Here is a 19,074-nt window from a genome sequence, read left to right as displayed (position 1 = left end):
ATGTTAATTGTTCGGATTATTTGAACTGTATGCTGCGCATGTCCCTAGAAGGCGAAAAGCCAAATTAGTGACGTCAAATCTATGGCAATTCGCCTAGAGACTTGTCAATCTACTGTGAAGTGCGCGTTAATGTTCAGATACAATCTTGTCTTTTTCTTATCCATTCTGCTGTTTCCATTTGCCTCCTATGCGGATACAACGGGTCTTGTTATGGATCTGTCTGTTGACAGCGCGTCTTACGACAATGATCAACAGGTAGCTTATACGCTCGTTTTAACGAATGAGTCGGATAAAACCATTGCTGAGTTGGACGTTAAAGACGAGCTGTTAAATATCTTAACGACAGATGAGCAAGGAAATAATGTCAGCGCGTTCTCGCAAGTCTCGACTCAAGCGCAATCCTCCTTCCTTTCATCTCCAGGTGATTACAGTCGCTTCGGAAACTTAGATGCATCAGATGTGCGTATTGCGGCTGGTGGGTCAGTGACCTACACCATGGTTGCTACCATCTCTGCTGACGCAGCCGGTACGATTGATAACGTCGCAAGTGCGAGCACTGGACTGTTGGATGCTGTTGAATCAAATACAAAATCTATTCAGCGTGGTGTGTACCAACATGATGTTGTTGTTTCGGTCGATAAGACGAACTATCAACTCAATAACAAGCTCACCTATAAGATTAAGGTTTCGAACACTGGCGATACGTTTATTCAGGCGCTCGACGTTCAAGATGTCATTTCAGACATAAAGGCACTCAATATTGAAGGGGCTTTGCAACAAGCTTTTACTGACAACGTTAACTCTGCCACCAAGGTTGAAGGAAGCAAAAGCGATCCAGGCACCTTCGCCGAATCAGGGGACTTATCAGTAAGTGATGCGTCGATTGATATCGGCGGGTCTGTTACCTACGAAATTCAAACGACCGTTGCCGACAATTTAGTCGGCGATATTGTTAATGACAACATAACGGCAGAAACTCGCGACGCATTGGTCGTGGGAGACGAGCTGACTACGCCGCCAACTCAGCCAAATATCGCTCTGACACACACCTTGAACCAGTCAGATAGCTACTTGGTTGATGACAAGTTTTCCTACACGGTGACGGTAAGCAACCAAGCAGATACGGGTATCGCTTATCACTACTCAGTTCAGCAGTTTCTCGCTGACCTTGAAACCGACTTAGGTAATGATATCAGCAATAACAAGAATGCTGACGATACAATGGGCAACCCATATGAGTCTTGGACCAATCAGGTTATTACTATTGGTTCTAACAGCATTTCTGAACTGAACGATACTGGGATTGAATCCAACAAGTCGTTGAACGACACAGTTTCTATTTATCCTGGCGAACAAGTCCTGTATTCGGTGGAGGTTGATGTAAGCCCAGTATCAATTGGCGTCATTCCTCAAGTTATTGCACGAGTAGTGAATGCAGAAGGCACATCAGGTTCTACTGATGTGTTAACGGCTCCTCTAGATACACAACAAGTATTGAACTCTTCATCAAGCCAAATTACCCGTAATAAGAACACAACAGATACTACGTATGTCCCGGGGATAGTCGGTGATAATGAAGTGGTCTATGACATTGTTATTTCAAACAAGGACGCTGAATTTTTCGCGAACGATGTTGAAGTTGTCGATAAATTTGCTTGTATCGTTACACAGCAAGCTGATGGTAGCACTGCTTCTGCGTTTTCTGAATGGAAATTAGAAGTCGCTGATAGAAGTGGTGATGGCTCTAATTACGGTTCATTTAACTATGGGGCTTGGACTAAAAACGACATCGATTTAAAAGTCGACCTCGCGCCAGAGGGCTTTGTTCATTATAAGTTGACCGCAAAAGTGGCTGATACAAGTGTAGGTCAAATTGTTGATGATGGTACCGATGCGGGCTTGTGCTTAGGGGATAACTTAGGCGAGTCGGGCTCTGGCGTTCAAATGCCAAACTCGAAATTAAAAGTCCAAAAGGAAGTGGATTCTCGTTACTACTCAGCTGGCGGTACCCTGAACTACGACATCACGGTAGAGAATAACGGTGACGGCTACGCGATTGATGTACCGGTTTATGATGATTTAGTCTCTGTCATGACCACCTCAATCAATGGAACGCAAACCAAAGCGTACTTTAGCTGGGTGATAACCGCGAAATCTTATGCTTCTGATGGCTCTATCTCGACAAACAGCGAGCCCGGCTTTACTGATGACATAGAAGGTAATCAGAAGAATCAAAAGATCTTAGATGTGAAGGCCAAGCTAGCTCCACACGACAAGATCGTTTATAGCATTGCCGCGATCGTAAACCCAATTGCTGATGATGAGATTCGTAATGAAGTGACGGTCGATAGTGTACTTTATTCCGATATAGGCTCATACCCGAGAGACTATTACCTTGTTTTAGATAAACGTGTTGATGGTAATAACGAACAAAACGCATACACAGATACAACAAAGACCATTACCTATACGATCCGTATTACCAACCCAGAAGGGAATGGTTTCGCATCGAATATCAATGTTAAAGATGAAATTAAAGCTATAAAAGCTGAGTTACTTCATGAGCCGGGTGAAACCAAGCCTGTGTTCTCTTCGTGGACGATCAGTGCTGAAAGGGAAGCGACATCTCCTTTAGTGAAAGCCTTCACTAACCCTGGCCTTTTCAAAGATAATGACAACCTGGATGCAATAGCTCAGATCCCACCAGGTGCGACGATTACCTATACCATTGTTGGGACGCTCGATCGCAGTGTCGACAGTGAGATTCTTTGGGGAGAATTCACCAATACCGCAACAGTGACGGGACCCGATACTAATCTATCGGATACGGTACGTACCTATCCTAGCGAACCGAATCTTGTAGTCACTAAGACCGCTCAAAATACCGACTTTGTTGTACGTGAGCGCGCTACATTCGATATTTATATCTATAACCGCGGCATTGGCTATGCAAATGACGCAACGGTACAAGATAGCATTTCAGCGCTTAACTTCTTTAATAGCTGGTCAATTGTAGGTTCGACCAATACAGATAAACCGGGTTCTCGTTACGGTGACATTGCTAACGACACTGATATCGATACCGACGTTGATATTACTCCCGGAGGCTGGGTTCACTATGAGGTGAGCGGCATTGTTAAGTCTGACTATGAAGAAGAACAAGTATCGAACCGTGTTGATGTTTACGATCCTATTACAGACCGTGACCACAGCTCTTCTGCACAAATAGACAACTCGAACAGTGCTTACGACATCAATGTGTCTCTGTCGAAAACAACCGATGCGGTTCGTTACACACCGGGTGAAGACCTTACTTACACCATCGTAATTGGTAACAACGGTGATACCGACGAAACTGACCTTATCTTCATGGATCGATTGAGTGAGATCACCACCACGCTTGCTAATGATAAAGATGGTGAAGTAGAAGATGTTCTTAATCAAAACCCGTTTGACTATTGGTCTGTTGATACTGGCTCTGGTTTTGGCCCTCAAACGACTGAAGATGTGGAGTTCCCAGTTTCAATTCCGGCCAAAGACTTTGTCACGGTGCGTATTAAGGCGCATGTCAAAGACAATGCAGTATCTAACGGTGTCGCTGACAGAGACGGCGGCATAATCCGCAACGAAGCAGTGCTGATTCATGACGATAATGCCGGCTGTACTGACGATTGTGAGTATGCGAAACGTGCTGTGGCTGAAAACCATCAGGTACACAATAACGGTGGCGTTGTTCGTACAACCAATATTAACCGTTATTCTCCGGGTGATGAGTTGACTTATACCATCAAGTACAACTCTCAAGACGGGCACGGTTATCGAAACAACGTTGACGTTAACGAACTGATTAATGAGATATCAGTGGAGCTACAGGATGGCCGTTCAGGCAATCCATTTTTTGATGATTCGGTAGGTTCAAACAAGTTTACGGTGGCAGTTGCTAAGAGTGTCCCTGCGAATGCGGGTACAACAGATGGTACCAAAGACGGTGATGTTGCGAACGACACTGACATCGTAACCTCGATTGATATCGATGCTGGCGAAGACGTGACTTACACAGTAACAGGTACAGTAAGACCGGATGCGGTCGGTGATATTCATTACCGAGATACCGTCGTTATTCCCGATGACTACCATCTAGATTTTGACAAAACGACCGATGAAGTGGTGTACGAGCCAGCTAAAACCGTGACCTATCACTTGGTGATTGAGAATGATGGTGAAGGTAACGCTCACGATATTCCAATCGTCGATAACCTCGAAGATATTACGGTCAGCTTAGTGGACGGTAATACAGGACCAGCGTATTCAGATTGGACCATTACATCGATCGCAACCGGAACCGATTCTGAGTATGTGGATGCGGGCGCAGGTGCTGGCAATGTTTACACATCAACCAACAGTAACCTAGATGTTGAAGCCGATATCCCGATGGGCGCTAAGCTTGAGTACCAAGTTGTAGCGACCATTAATGACAAAGCCAATGGAGACGTGGTTAACGTTTTAACGGTCGATGGTGACACCATTTCTCATGCTATTCAGCAAGAAGCGCGTAAAGTCGATTTTGAGAAAAACATTCTGGCGTACTACGACACGAATGGTAACGAACTGGTTGGCGCAACCAATTACATGCCAGGGGGCTACGTTGAATATGAAATCCTAATTGAGAACATCTCAAGCGCCCATGTTGATGACATGAGCTTGCGTGATGACATTGACCAAATTAACACTCAGTACTTTGATGGAACGCGTGGCCCTGCATTTGATAGTTGGACGATTGAAATCTCTGCAGATAGCTCGGGGATTTCCAACCCGGATGTAGACAGCTCAATTCAAGACAATAGACCTATTGATACGCACTTCGATATTTCGGCAAACAACTTTAGCCGAGCTATGTCGTCGGCGTTTGTACGCTATGTCATTAAAGCCAAAATTAGTCCGAAAGCGGTAGGCTCTTTTACTAATAAAGCTTACATCGATGAAGACAATGGTAATGAGTTGATCGCGGTATCACCACCATCAACGATGGCGGATCCTGAAGTCACGTTCTCTAAAAAAGCATTTTATGATGCAGGGTTCTCTTCGCAAAAAACTGAATATTCTCAAGCTTCTGACGAGAGTGAGGTTTACTACCGCGTTGAGATTAAGAATACGGGTGATGGTACTGAATATGGTTCTCGTCTTGAAGATGCTATTTCGGCGATTCAAACTCGTATTGCAGAAGACAGCATCACTTCTGGTGGTGATCCTGTCGGCCAACCATTTTTAGCTGGCTGGGAAGTGAGTTTAGATAAAACAGCTGCGACGGGTTCTATTACCGACGCGATTGACTTTGTATCGGGCAATAACATCGATATAGATAACGAAATTGTTATCGCAGCTCAAGAAAGCTTAACGTTCACTATTCATGCTTTGATCCGTGAAGATGCATTGGGTGATATTAAAAACAAAGCGAGCTATGACGGTAGTGTTCGCACTGCGACTTTAATGCCGCTTGAAAATAATACCAGTGTTGAAAAACGTGTGGTGTCGATCAACGGTAACCTGTTTACCGATGGTGATACCTATCTGCCGGGCGATGAGGTTGAGTATGAATTTGTTGTGACTAACCAAGAAAACGGTTGGGCGAACGATGTTCAGATCAAAGACACAATAACGGATATTGAAGTCGAGGTTATTGGTAATAATAAGAGAATGCCAGCTTTTGTTTCCAGTGATATATCTCATGAAATTAGTAATGGTATTGATGCCAATATTGATACCTATGTACCAAGCTACAACACAAGTGGCAACCTTGATATTGAAACCGATATTGCCGCGAGAGAAGTGCTGACGTTTAACTTAACGGGTATTGTTCGCGACGATGCTTTAGGCACGATTGATGCCAACCGAGTGACAGCAGGAAGTGACTCAGCGACGTCGCAAGAGATTCCTCCTAAAGATGCCGAGCTCGATTACTTCAAAACCTTGGTGTATACCGATGGTGAATCGGCAGGGTGTTCTGTTCCTTCAAACGATGGTAGCGGTTGTACTTATGCACCACGAGGTGATGTTGAGTATCAAGTTACGTTAGAGAATATCGGAGACAGTATCGCCGGTGATGTACCTGTTATTGACGCTATTCACGCAATTAAAACCGAAGATGGTGATCATGCGTTCTCTGACTGGGCAACGGCTATTGCGGTTGAACCTGCTGGTACCTATGACGTGCAAGGTAGTTACAGCGGCAGCGTACCATTGGATGCAACTGTCGACCTTCGCCCTGGTGAGCGTATCGTTTTTGATGTGAGAGGTACGGTCTCGGCATCAGCGACAGGTACAATCACCAACACGGCACAAGTGAATAACGGCAACACCAACGACATCATACTTGATCCGGGTCGCTCGAATATCCTGATAGATAAATGGACAGATACGCCTGAGTACGTGCCGGGCGGAATGGTTAATTACTACATCGATATAACCAATAACGATGTGGACACTGGCCTGTTTTCGATTCGTGACATCATCAGCAGCTTTGAAGTCGAAACTGTCGATGGCTCAATGAAACCCGCACTCACGGAGTGGACGGTTGATTATGATGTGCTTTATAACTCCGCGCCATCAGATCCTAACGCTAATGATTTCTCTGAGCTCGACAAGCTAGTAGGTCAAAACAGCCCAGACATCGACTTGCCTTTGGAGTCGATAAAGATGGCAGGGCGAGATGATGCTGGCACTGGTGGTGGTGATAAGTACACCGTTGTCCGTATTCACGTAGAAGGCAAGGTTCGTGATGACGCGATTGGGCGCTTTACCAATACGGCTTACCTGCGACATGGATTAGATAATTCGAAGATTGCTCGCTTGAGAGAAGGTTATATCACTCCGAAACCGGGTCAATTGGTGTTAACCAAAGAAACGACGCCAATTGCAGAACCTGATGCTAAGTATCAACCGGGTCAACCAATATCATACAAGATCACCGTGGCTAACACGGGTGAAGGTTACCTTGTCGATCAAGTCCTAACCGATCGTATCGACACCATCATGACAGAGGTGGCTAACAGCCCAGATCAAGAACAAGCGTTGACAGGCAACTGGGTCATTAGTAACGAACAGCTTGATGGTAGTGGCGATCCAACACTGAACGTACGCAAAGATGTGATTAGTACCCCGCAAGGTTATGGTGCGACTTACAGCATTCACCCGGGTGACAGTTATTCATTTGTCGTGACCAACACTGTTAATGATAAGGCCAAAGGCGAGATCACTAACGTCGTTAAAGTTGAGGGTGACGATGGTGAGCACTCTGCTGACGCGACTTACCTTCCTGAAGACGCGCAAGTTGAGATCATTAAAGAGGTTGATAAAGCAGAGTATCTTCCGGGAGAGGCGCTTCAGTATACGGTAACCGTTAAGAATAACGGCTTAGGTTGGGCTGAAGATGTTGCTATTCAAGATGCGCTGAAGTTGGTTGAAACCACGATTGCAGGCGGCGCCACTGAGCAAGCTTTTGACCCTGCTTCAATCCAAATATCTGCGGTATCGACAACCGGTGAAACCCCAGTACCGGATGCAACCAGTGGTGAAGACCTTAATGAGACACTCGATATTGCGCCTCAAGACAGCATTGTTTTCACGATTCTAGTGACGACTAATCGGTTGGCGACAGGCGATATTACTAACATCGCGTCAGCGACCTTTGACGGTACAACATTTGATGACAGTGCTACCAGCACACCAGTGTTGGCGACGGTTTCGGTAAAGAAGACGGTTGATACGCCATCGTATGAAGTAACCAACCTGATTAACTACGACATCACCGTAACCAACAGCTCTGATGCGTTTGCATCTGGTGTTCAACTTCAAGACATCATCAGTGACATTCAAGTCGACACTACCGCGGATAAACAAGAGTCGGCATTTCTATTATGGGAAGTGAGCTTTGATGCCTCGGATGATCGATCTGTTGTCACTCCAAAGACGTTCGACTTGAGTGAAGACATCGATGTGAGTATGGATGTTGCGCCACAGAGCACTGTGACTTTCCATGTTAAGGCGTTAATTCGCACGACAGCGATTGGTTATATCAGCAATACGGCAACCATCACTTACAACGGTACGCCACAAGACTCGACGGTAGTCATGACGCCGAAAGACTCTGAGTTTGTTGCGACCAAAACCAATGTCCAAACCGAGTATGAGCCGGGTGGTGAGCTAGAGTTCCTGATCACCGTAGAAAACACCTCGAACAACTACATCAATGACTTAAGTGTTGTTGATGACATGGAATCTATTGAGGTGTCGTATTACGACGGTTCGACGGGGCCTGCTTTTGTGGCTGGTTCCACCTCTTTGGTGGTCGATTCAACCACAATAGGCACTACCACCGAGCAAGTTAGCCCGACGGAATACAACGTAGATATCGCACCGCACGGCACAGTTGTGTTCCGCTCAAAAGGCACCGTAGTCGATACCGCGACTGGACACATTGTTAATACCGCGCAAGTAGACGGCGGTGATGTTATTAGTCCTCCAGTTCACACTGTGGCGGCTGTGGTTCAAGCCGAGCTGTTTACCGATGCCCCGTATTACGTTCCGGGTGAGCAAGTTGAGTATCACTTAGTGGTGCAGAACATTGGCCGTGGTATAGCCAAAGATGTCGCGCTTTATACTCAGTTCTCTGAATCCATGGGTGACCATATCGATGGTTCACACAGCCATGCCTTTGATGATTGGACACTAACTGCATCATCAGAAGGAGCTGAAACTCAACCGGGTACTTTTGATAACGATAAAGATATCTTCACGTTGGTCGACATCGCGCCTGGAGGAAAGATTGATTACACGTTCACATTGACGGTCAACGAAGACATGCTGACTAACATCGATGTGCTTGGTTATTACCTTGATTTAACCGGTAGCCCAACGATGCGTGCACGCTCCAAAAACATGTTGGCATCTGAGACGTCAATGCAGGTGATAGCAGATCAAGTGTCTACTTTGGATCTACCGCCAGTGGGTGCTGATCTTGTTGTCGAAAAGCGTTCGGATAAGCCTGAATACACCGAAGATGACGACAGTGTCACTTATTACTTAGCCGTGACCAACAACGGTCAAGGTAACGCGGCTAATGTTCGTCTAACCGATGAGATCAGTGAACTCCAAAACAGCACAGGTAATAAAGTCTTTACCGATTGGACAATTGAAGGTGTGGAAGTCGACGACTCGGGCGCAGTTATTCAGCGTCATACTTTCCCGTCGAGCAAAGACTTAGATACTACGGTTAATCTGAAATCCAACAAACGTAATGTCTACGCGTTTGAAGTGGTGGGCACGCTAGGTAAGGGCTTAGATGATGACATTACCAATACCTTCACGGCGACGGAATCGGATGGTACCGAAACCAGCGACAGCGTCACTAATCACATTAAGAAAATTCCAGATAACTCTGGGGTACTTGAGTTAACGAAATCTGCGTTACAAGACACGGCCCAAGTGGGCGATGCGGTTGAATACGAGATCATCGTTGAGAACAACAATGAATCTTACTTTAAGAACGTGACGGTAGAAGACCGTTACCCAGGTGGCTTGAAATACATCGTGGACACGTCAGAAATCGTGTTGAGTGGTATTGATGGTGAGTTTGGTACGGAAGACGATCAGGTTCTTTCTCAAGAGCCATCGGACACAGGCAAGCTTATGTTCACTTCGTTGAACTTTGACCCGGGCGAGAAACTGCGTATTCGTTACTTATTGCGAGTATCGGTAGGTGCGACCTTTGGTGACTACATCAACACCGCAGTCGCGAAGGTGGATGGCTCAGCGGTTTCTAATGAAGACACCGCCAAAGTGACCGTAGAACCGGACAAGGTGTTCGATACCTCGTCAATCATTGGCAAAGTGTTTGAAGATCACAACAAAGATGGATTCCAAGCTGATGCAACCGCGTTTGATGTAGAGCTAACTGCGAACTTAGCAACACAAGGCTACATCGCTGATTCGACGCACATCATTCGTGATGGGCAAGACGTTGCTGTCGAAGATGGTGCAATAACCACTGCACTTGAGCAAGGGTTGGATCTTGGCGACCTTTGGGGGCACTCAGTGAACCGAACATTGCCAGAAACCAGCAAAGTGGTGATTCAATTCAGGACTCGAACACAGCAGAGCTTTGATTTCTATGTCACGACCGATGCGGGCTCTCGTATCGAGTTTGATGCAGAAGGTCAGATTCAGTTTAAGCATGAATCCGATAAGAAGAAGGGACTGAGCGCGGAAAACCTCAACGTAACAAGAAACCTGTATCGCGATGGCGAGGATTACCTGTGGGAAATCGTTATCGAGAACAAAGGCATTTACGAAGATGGTATTCCGGGCGTTAAGTTGATGACGGTTGAGGGAATCGTTATTTACACAGACCAGTACGGTCGTTACCACGTGCCCGACCAATGGGTACTCAATAAGAAAGGTAAGAACTTCCTCGTGAAGTTGGACACTGACTCGCTATCCACCTCCATGGAAGTGGTGAGCGAGAACCCGAAAGTGTTGCGAATTACCCCGAACAAGCTCACCAAGTTCAACTTTAGCGTGCATCGCAAAGACCAAGAAAGTGAACAGCAGTAGGCCATTGGAACCGTATCTGGAAATTGTATGAAAGTATTTAGTAAGTCTCGTTTAGCGACGTGTGTGTTAGCTGCCATCCCAGTGATGGCGGTAGCGAAAGACACAGGTAAGCTTGAAAAACTTGGTTCTGAGACAACGGGCATTGAAATCACTAAGCCGAACCAAGACCAAGACAGCTCGCGTATTTACCTTGAACAAGGTGCTATTTGGGCAAGCCGTGATATCACTCGCTTTGACCCTGTTCTAGATGTCAGTGTCAGTGACGAGCTGGAAGTCGAACAAGGTACACTGCGCGATAGCGTAGGTTTCACCATCACGACTAACTATGGTTATTACATCAAGAAGTATCAGCTAGAAGTGTACCGCGTGGGTGACTTTGGCTTGTCTGAGCCAATCGCTGTGCTTGAAGGCGATAAACTGGCGAACGATTCTGATATTAACTGGGATGGTCAAACCGATGTCGACTACCAGTTTGAGGTGGGTGAGCAGCTGATGTTCCGTCTAAAAGCGTGGGACAAAGATGGCAACATGGACGTGACCACCGTTGGTGTGACGGATTTGGTGAAGCCAGACTCTGAAGTCGAGATCGATCGAAACGATAACGACGATGAAGAGAGCAAAGACAAAAGTTACGGCCAAGCTAAGTTGATGCGTCACAACATCCCGACCAATGCGGGCTTAGCCAAGTTCATTGGTACCGGTTTAAAGGGCGTTGATAAAGTCATCATCGGTGAAGATGAATTTGATGTCGAAGATGGCAATTTATACGCAGAGCAGTACTTACCAACAGACTCCTACATTTTCCCAACAAAGGTTGTGTTTGATAACGGTGATGAACGTCGTTACAAGCTTTACGTTCGTATTCCAGATACGTACTACGCACAAACCGGCTTGGCTGATCTTTATGTTGGTAAGAATAATGTGTCTGGTAATAGCGATGCATTAAGTGTCGATAACCAGTACCAAGATGACATCTATAACCAAGGTCGTTTAGCGTACTTTGGTCAGGGTAAATTTGGCGACAAACTTCGTGTAACGACTCACTTTGATACGCGAGAAAGTGAAATCAAAGACATGTTCAAACATCCGTTCGCCTCGGACGATTCGGATGTGTTCGATATCCTCGAAGACGACGATGAGCTTTATTACGGCAACTATGGCGATAGCTCAAACATCGAAAAAGTGGTCAACACCAAAGGCAAGGTTTACCTCAATGTTGAATACGATAAGTCTCAATACTTGTGGGGTAACTACAACACGGGTTTAACAGGCACCGAGAACAACGATTACAACCGTAGCCTCTATGGTTTCAAAGCTGATTATCGTACTCGCGATACCACACAATACGGTGAAGATCGTTTGAACGTGGTCGGTTTTACCGCAGAAGCAGATTCGTTGTATGCACACGATGAGTTCTTGGGCACTGGCGGTTCTCTATACTTCCTTCGTCATGGTGAAGCAGTACCGGGAAGTGACAAAGTTTACGTCAAAGTAAAAGATGAATCTGGCCTAGTGCAGAATGAAATCCCACTTGAGCCTGGCGTCGACTATGACTTTGACCCGTACCAAGGTCGAATCATTCTGACTAAGCCGCTCGACAACATCCTATCCGATAGCTTTGGTAGCGTGATTGAAAACGGCGATGATTACGAAAACTTTCTGGTTGTCGATTATGAGTATGTTCCACAAGGTTCAGATTCATTAGATGCGATGTCTTACGGTGGTCGTGCTAAAGGTTGGATCAACGATTACGTTGGTGTTGGCGTGACGTATGCGACTCAAGAAAAGGACAACCAAGACTACGAGTCTTACGGTACGGACTTAACGCTACGTGCCACTGAAGGGACCTACATTAAGGCTGAGTTTGCGCATAGTGAAGGTAGGCAAACCGAGTCGAATTTCGTCTCTACTGATGGTGGTTTAACCTTTACGCCCATTGGCGACACGTTGGAAGACCGCGAGGGTGATAGTGTCCAAATCACAGCTGTCACCAGCCTTTATGATCTTGCTCCAACCGTCTTTGGTGCTGTAGGTAATGATCTGAAGCTTTGGTATCGAGACAAAGATGCAGGATACAGTTACGCAAGCAGCAGTGATGACCTTGAACAAGAAGCTTACGGTGCAGAGCTTCGTTTGCAGGCTACTGATCGCTTAGCGGTTCTATCTCGTTTCTCTACTAATGAAGAGCGTGATGTCGATGGTAATCTAGAAACAGATACTGAAACGATAGAGATCGAGACTCAAGTTAAAATCACCGAGCACATCAAAGTTTCGGCGGCAGGACAACAAACTGAAGAGCTTAACCAAAACGACGAGCACAGCGATGCGACCTTAGCAGGTGTGCGTTTGGAATACATGTGGGACAGTGAGAACAGCGTTTACGTCAAAGGGCAAAAGACCGTCGACCAGTCGGATGACTATGATGAAAACGACAGCGCGTCGATTGGTGCTGAATTCCAAGTGTTGGAAGACTTGTCTCTTGGTGGCGAATACACCGATGGCGACCGAGGCCAAGTAGCAGAAGCGACTGTGACTTACGATGTATCCGATGACCACTCAACCTACGTAACTTATGTTGATGATAACTACGAAGGTCAAAACAACGTGATTGTTGGTCAGCGTGCAGACCTCACCAGCAGTGTCGACTTTTACCAAGAGAACCAGTTTGTTGATGAAAACGACGGTCATGGTCGTATCGACTCGTACGGCTTTGGTTACGATGTGACGGAAGATGTCGAGATGGGGATCGGTTATCAACTTGGGGAAGTTGAAGATGACGAGAACATCACCACAGAGCGTGAATCTATTAGCTTCAATGCTTCAATTGACCTAGATGACATCACCTTAAGTCACAAATTTGAATATCGAGTGGATAAGAGTGAAGACGACCCTGACATCGCTCAACGAGAGCTACAACAAATCGTGACGACCAACCGGTACACGCATCACTTAACGGAAGAGTACACATTGTTCGGCAAGTACAACTACTCCATTACCGAAAGCGAGACTACGGGCGAAACCATGGCGCAATTTACCGAAGCCACTGGCGGCCTCGCGTATCGTCCGATCTACAACGATCGACTCAATTTACTGAGCCGCTACACCTATATTGCAGATTTTGACCAACTGGATCGCGATGTGGATTATCAAGACGAAACCAGTCAGATCATTGAAGTTGAAGCGATCTATTCGATCGACCAACACTGGGATGTCGGTACTAAGTACGCGCATAAAGACAAACAGCAAGCTTTTGAACGAGCGTCTGGTTCGAATGAGCTGGTTAAAAGCGATATCGACCTATACGGGTTAAGCGCTTCTTACCGCGTGATGAAAGAGTGGGATGTGACGGGTGAATACCACTGGAAAACAGACACACTCAACGATGAGTTAGAACACGGTGCGTTAGTTTCGGTGAACAAGCACATTGGAGAGAACTTCAAAATGGGGATTGGTTATAACTTCTCTGCGTTTGATAGTGACTTAACCAATGATGACGACTACGACGCATCCGGCGTGTTTATTAACTTAGTCGGTAAGATCTAAGCATGCCCCAAAGTGGGTTGAAAGTTAAGAGTTGAGAATTCAAAGTGACAGTTAAGAGTAAGATGAAAACAATTATTTTCCTAATAAGCGCAGTGATGAGTACCTTGCTGCTATCCGGCTGTGCAACCGACACGTACGTGAGCCAGGAGAACCGAGACAAGTTCGCAGGCATCGATGTGTCTAAGTTTTTAATCAGCGAGTGTTTGGCGCCAGAGCGTGAGGTGCACATCGCCATCGCAGAGCATTTTGCGTTTGATAAATACCAATTACGCGACCTCGATAAGATCAACTTGGATACCTTTGTTAAAGAGATCAGAGGCCTCAAAGGGCGTATCACGATTGTCGGCCATACTGATTACAAAGGTTCTCTGGAATACAACGAACGTCTTTCACAGCGCCGTGCTAAATCGGTCGCAGATTATTTGAAAGGGCAACTAGACCCAACGCAATATGACTGGGAAGTGAAACACCTTGGTGAGACTCAACCTCTTCTGTTTGGTAAGACGGATAAAGACCGAGCGGAGAACCGCCGTGCATTTATTGTGTTTGAAGAAGCTCAGAAGTACGAAGAGATGCCTTTCTGTGAGCCACCAAAACCAGAACGTAAAGTTTATATGGCAATGACGCCACACTTCGATTTCGACAAATCACTGCTTAAGCAAGAAGATCTAACTCAGTTAGATGACTTCACAACTAAATTGAGCGGCCTGCAAGGTAGTATTATGGTGGCAGGGCACACCGACCAATCGGGTTCACTTTCTTACAATGAAAAGCTGGCAGAGCGCCGCGCAGAAACGGTGGTTGAATACCTCAAAACCAAACTCGACCCTAAGCAGTTCATCTGGGAAGTGAAGTCATTTGGTAAGTTGCAGCCTGCGATTAATGAACGCTCTGAAAAAGCCGATGCATTAAACCGCCGCGCGTTCATTGTGTTCAAAGAATCTGATATTACCGCCGAACAGCAAGCTCTTGCTGGCAGTGAACAAGAAGCGGTGAGCAGCGAGAGCGAGTAGAGTTCACCGAAGAATAACGAATAGATGTCTCTATAACAAAACGCCCCATACGTTGGGGCTTTTTGTTGCTTGCTCTACGGATTAAGTTGGGTCGAAGACCTATTCTGATGGCAAATTCTGTTTCAATTCCAGAAGCATTCGATAAGCACTTTCTCCTGACATCTCATACGGGTTGAACTGATCTGATGTTGAAAACTGTAAATTGACCAGTTCGGTTAGACTAGATTGTGGAATATCACCCATAGACCAATCACCAAACTGCCTACAATCGATCTCTTTGAAATATAAAATCATGACGTTTTTGTGTCGCTTGTCATTCAAAATATGATTGTAAGTATGGTTCACTGCGGTTCTCGAACCTTCAATGCATTGCAGGAAATACTTATCATTGTGGCTTAGAAGGCCAGTTAAATGGCTTTGCTTATTGCGGTCGTGTGAAATCTGAAGAATGTCGTTCAAAGCCTGAGAATCGCAACTTTCACAGAGCGTACTGACATAAATTAACCGAGTTAGGAGCATAGGTATCACTTCGATTTTTGTTCAAAGGGTACTAACAAATATAAGCCAAGCTCATGGAATTGCTAATTATTGGTAGAATTGTCATTAATACGTTTTTTTGAGGAAAGTGAGAATGGTGAACAAGTGGAGAAGAATTAATCATAAGAAGGAAGGGAGCTCAGAAACAAGGTGGAATTATTCGAGCGTTGGCAGTTAGCGCACTTTAAGAATGGCGTGAAAAGCAGGCAATAAGCTCTATTTTACAATTGTATTTGGTCAATGAAGAGAGCTGATGCTTCGCCACACCTTCAGTTGAGTGCCATTACCTGCTTTACGCTAACGTTTGAGGTGATAAATCCTACTCGCTTAAAACCGAAATCGATTCGACGTTAGAAGAGGAATCAAATCGAACGTTGACCAACACACTTTCACGTTCGAAAGTCACATCATCAAAGTCAGTCGTTGCAATCTTAAACCCATTTCTTGCGAATAAACTCGTTACCGTTGTTCGTTGTTTCTGTTCCATAGCGCATGTCAGTAGTTCGTTCATCGTGATCTCCATTAGGTAACCGTGTGCATAGTGTAAGCGTACAGGCTCTACATTATGAGATCAATTGCTTAATCGATAAGCTATGTTGATATGTTCAATTGAGTGATTCATATATTTAAAATCCGAATGTATAACTGGTGAAGAAGTTACGCTACCTATGACAAGTGGGGCGTTATGTGACCACTGTTCAGCATTCCTTGAACACGAAGTTTGTCGCAAAAATCGCGTTGAAATAAGTGGTTACAAAGCAGGAGGAATTATGCCCGCCGTTTGGTATGTTTGGTCGGTTATTGGAAATATTATCGGCCTATATCTCACTTAATTAAATTACATCGATTTACGATGAGTAGACTCCTCAATAAACCTTCTTTTCATTTGAAATTTGTATGCTAAATGGTGTTGTTATAATTGTTATTAATTGCATAGGCTTGATTTTAATATTGGTTTGATTTATAAAATAAGCATTCCTTCATTAACTTCATGATTGTATTGGTTTTTACTGACCTTTAATGACATGGAGAAAGGCGATGAAAAAGAATCAAACACGCAACAGGTTAGCGAATTTAGTGCGACTTCGTAGGTCATACAAAGCATCAGACTTTCTGGTGAGCTCTAACGAACTCCGAGTTAAGAAAGATGTGTATAGCTTACGTAAAATCAAACAGTTAGAAATTCGTCAATTGGGTCTTAAAGAAAACGCAATCAATATCGTTTCGTTGGCTTTAGTCCTCTCGGCAGCGACTTGGGCATTCGTTCCTCAGTTCGGTTTGCCGATGCTTGCACTGACCTTTATTTTGGCGTTTGTTACATGGCGAAGATATGAGTTGCGTGCAGAGTTTAAAGGGGCCGATGAAACTGGCGACCATTGGGTTTCCGTGGCACGCGGTTGTACTCGAGAAGAGTTCAAAGTGTTGAAAAACGTTGAATTGGCTTTACGCGAGCAAGTGTCTTAATGGCTAGATCGGTTAATGCTTGGGTCTTATAACCGTTAAGCTCCCATAATCAATAAGGCTCGTCATTGTATGGCGAGCTTTTTGTTTTCTGAAAAACATCGATAGAGCCGGTTACTTTGAGGGACCAGCGCTTATATGTGTAATAGTTATCTGCATGAATCTTAAGTCACGGCATTTTTGGTGATCTTTGCGGCTTTGAATATAGGAAGAGGGTGGAGATGAATACATTAGTCAGAGAGGGTTCCTTTAAAAGGCTCATCCAGTTAGTTGGCTATGTTTTGATTATCGTGTTGAGCCATAGCCGACTCTCCAATGCTCAAAGTGTCGAGTTTCCTACTTGTGCACAGAGTGAGATATTGAATACAGAGATCCATCTATATGTTGATGAATCGCTGTTATCTGAATATTCCAAAGCATTTGTTGCCGCTAAAATAGCGACATGGGAAAGTTATTCGAATCTGGTATTGAATAACTCCTGTATCCCTATCACGAGAAAAGTTACCAAGGTGACTTACACGCCGGAAATTGACAGCCTTTGGTTTCAAGATTTGAGCACTGCAGAGAGGTTATTAAAACTCTCGTTGGAAGAACCGATCCCAGAAACAACAGAAGGCGGCGTTCCCATTTTTACAGGGATAGTATTTTCTAACTATAATTCTAGCTTCGAGTCTGATTATTGCGGCGTCTCATCTCCAGTATCCTATTTTTTCTCTTTAGCGATAAACTGCCCTGATCACCTAATGGAGCATGAAATTGGCCATTTAAGTGGTGCGCATCATGACTACAAAACGTTATTGAAAGGCTTTGATAGTATTGAAAGTTACATTTCTGGCACGTATCCAAGAGCTCCTCAATATTCCTTCGGCATAATTTGTGCTGACAGAGGAACTGTGATGTCTTATGAGCGAGATATTATACCCGCTTATTCTAGCCCAGACATCAGAGTGGATGGCATAAAGTGCGGGGATAGCAAATACCACAACAATGCGAGAGTGCTTAGAGAGTTTGCACAAGCTTATTTAACCCCATGATTGCCTTGCGGCTAGCCTGTTGTTTTATTGAACGTTATAACACGTTCAATTCAAAGTATTTGTCCTGTGATCTTTAAATTTAGAACGGGCGTATTTATCCCAGTTTATTAAGGAAGAGTATGCCCAATGTTATCTAAAGAAAATGAATCAAGAATTATCGAAATGGCGTGGGAAGACAGAACGCCGTTTGAAGCAATAGAACAGCAATTTGGTTTGAATGAATCGCAAGTGATTCGTTTTATGCGTAGTCATCTTAAGCTCGGTAGTTTTAAGCTGTGGCGCTCTCGTGTTTCGGGGCGCTCGACTAAACATGTAAAGTTGCGTAGTGCCGATGTATCGAGAGGTTATTGCCCAACTCAGTACAAACATCGTTAGAAGAGGGGATGACCAGCCAGTATCCCAACTCAACACTCAGATATGGGAAACGAAAGAAATGAAGGGAATGAAACAATTTTGCACTCTACTTTTGGTGCTGCTTAGCTTCGGCATCAGTCATGTTCAAGCGAATGATACGCGACTTAAGCAAGCTTACGAAAACCATCAAAGTGATGTTCAAGTGCGTGGGTCGGGTACGGTGTATCGAGTACTGCCAGATGATGATAAAGGTTCTCGACATCAGAAGTTCATTTTGCGACTCGATAGCGGACAAACCTTGTTAGTCGCACATAATATTGACTTAGCTCCTCGTGTTCAGGACCTGGGAAAGGGCGACCGAGTTGAGTTTTATGGTGAATATGAATGGAACAAAAAAGGTGGCGTAATGCACTGGACGCACAAAGATCCTCGCAATCATCATGCTCATGGTTGGTTAAAGCATAATGGGAAAGTATACGAGTAAGCGACACCTCGTTTTGTTTTAACGTGAAAAAGGAAATTTG

Annotated in this window: 9 protein-coding genes; 7 read left to right on the top strand and 2 right to left on the bottom strand. The window is 44.9% G+C overall.

Going from position 1 to position 19,074, the window contains the following annotated elements; genetic code table 11:
• Nucleotides 1–210 precede the first annotated feature (210 nt).
• The 3 genes from MSG36_RS13125 to MSG36_RS13115 all read left to right on the top strand — a co-directional run bounded on the left by MSG36_RS13125 (nt 211) and on the right by MSG36_RS13115 (nt 15,164).
• Nucleotides 211–10,608, top strand: a complete 10,398-nt coding sequence (locus MSG36_RS13125) for a DUF11 domain-containing protein (RefSeq protein ID WP_248368242.1) — start codon at nt 211–213, stop codon at nt 10,606–10,608.
• 27 nt (nt 10,609–10,635) lie between these two features.
• Nucleotides 10,636–14,151: a hypothetical protein gene (locus tag MSG36_RS13120; RefSeq protein WP_248368239.1), complete on the top strand. Its 3,516-nt coding sequence runs from the start codon at nt 10,636–10,638 to the stop codon at nt 14,149–14,151.
• A 62-nt stretch (nt 14,152–14,213) separates the two neighbouring features.
• Nucleotides 14,214–15,164 carry an OmpA family protein gene (locus tag MSG36_RS13115; RefSeq protein ID WP_248368237.1) on the top strand — a complete coding sequence of 317 codons (951 nt, stop codon included), beginning with the start codon at nt 14,214–14,216 and terminating at the stop codon, nt 15,162–15,164.
• 99 nt (nt 15,165–15,263) lie between these two features.
• Here the strand turns inward: MSG36_RS13115 and MSG36_RS13110 are convergent, their stop codons facing one another.
• Together MSG36_RS13110 and MSG36_RS13105 are read right to left on the bottom strand one after the other, a co-directional pair.
• Nucleotides 15,264–15,683, bottom strand: coding sequence for a BLUF domain-containing protein (locus tag MSG36_RS13110; RefSeq protein WP_048614428.1), 420 nt, complete (start codon nt 15,681–15,683; stop codon nt 15,264–15,266).
• Nucleotides 15,684–16,020: 337 nt separating this feature from the next.
• Entirely contained in the window at nt 16,021–16,212 is a 192-nt protein-coding gene (locus MSG36_RS13105; RefSeq protein ID WP_231624734.1) for a hypothetical protein, read from the bottom strand.
• A 527-nt stretch (nt 16,213–16,739) separates the two neighbouring features.
• Here MSG36_RS13105 and MSG36_RS13100 point away from each other — a divergent pair.
• The 4 genes from MSG36_RS13100 to MSG36_RS13085 all read left to right on the top strand — a co-directional run bounded on the left by MSG36_RS13100 (nt 16,740) and on the right by MSG36_RS13085 (nt 19,034).
• Nucleotides 16,740–17,165, top strand: coding sequence for a hypothetical protein (locus tag MSG36_RS13100; RefSeq protein ID WP_248368234.1), 426 nt, complete (start codon nt 16,740–16,742; stop codon nt 17,163–17,165).
• Nucleotides 17,166–17,383: 218 nt separating this feature from the next.
• A complete protein-coding gene (locus tag MSG36_RS13095) occupies nt 17,384–18,196 on the top strand; it encodes a hypothetical protein (protein ID WP_248368231.1) in 813 nt (270 codons plus the stop codon).
• 126 nt (nt 18,197–18,322) lie between these two features.
• Entirely contained in the window at nt 18,323–18,571 is a 249-nt protein-coding gene (locus MSG36_RS13090; protein ID WP_172380205.1) for a TIGR03643 family protein, read from the top strand.
• Nucleotides 18,572–18,638: 67 nt separating this feature from the next.
• Nucleotides 18,639–19,034, top strand: coding sequence for a DUF3465 domain-containing protein (locus MSG36_RS13085; RefSeq protein WP_248368228.1), 396 nt, complete (start codon nt 18,639–18,641; stop codon nt 19,032–19,034).
• The last annotated feature ends 40 nt before the right edge of the window (nt 19,035–19,074 follow it).

The organism is Vibrio sp. 1CM8B (genome assembly GCF_023161685.1).
GTDB lineage: Bacteria > Pseudomonadota > Gammaproteobacteria > Enterobacterales > Vibrionaceae > Vibrio > Vibrio coralliirubri.
This window is presented reverse-complemented; position numbering and strand designations above follow the sequence as displayed.

Excerpts from the sequence above, each read along its gene's own strand:
- MSG36_RS13105 (WP_231624734.1), bottom strand. The coding sequence starts at position 16,212 with ATGAACGAACTACTGACATGCGCTATGGAACAGAAACAACGAACAACG.
- MSG36_RS13125 (WP_248368242.1), top strand. The coding sequence starts at position 211 with ATGGATCTGTCTGTTGACAGCGCGTCTTACGACAATGATCAACAGGTA.
- MSG36_RS13110 (WP_048614428.1), bottom strand. The coding sequence starts at position 15,683 with ATGCTCCTAACTCGGTTAATTTATGTCAGTACGCTCTGTGAAAGTTGC.
- MSG36_RS13100 (WP_248368234.1), top strand. The coding sequence starts at position 16,740 with ATGAAAAAGAATCAAACACGCAACAGGTTAGCGAATTTAGTGCGACTT.
- MSG36_RS13085 (WP_248368228.1), top strand. The coding sequence starts at position 18,639 with ATGAAACAATTTTGCACTCTACTTTTGGTGCTGCTTAGCTTCGGCATC.
- MSG36_RS13090 (WP_172380205.1), top strand. The coding sequence starts at position 18,323 with ATGTTATCTAAAGAAAATGAATCAAGAATTATCGAAATGGCGTGGGAA.
- MSG36_RS13095 (WP_248368231.1), top strand. The coding sequence starts at position 17,384 with ATGAATACATTAGTCAGAGAGGGTTCCTTTAAAAGGCTCATCCAGTTA.
- MSG36_RS13120 (WP_248368239.1), top strand. The coding sequence starts at position 10,636 with ATGAAAGTATTTAGTAAGTCTCGTTTAGCGACGTGTGTGTTAGCTGCC.
- MSG36_RS13115 (WP_248368237.1), top strand. The coding sequence starts at position 14,214 with ATGAAAACAATTATTTTCCTAATAAGCGCAGTGATGAGTACCTTGCTG.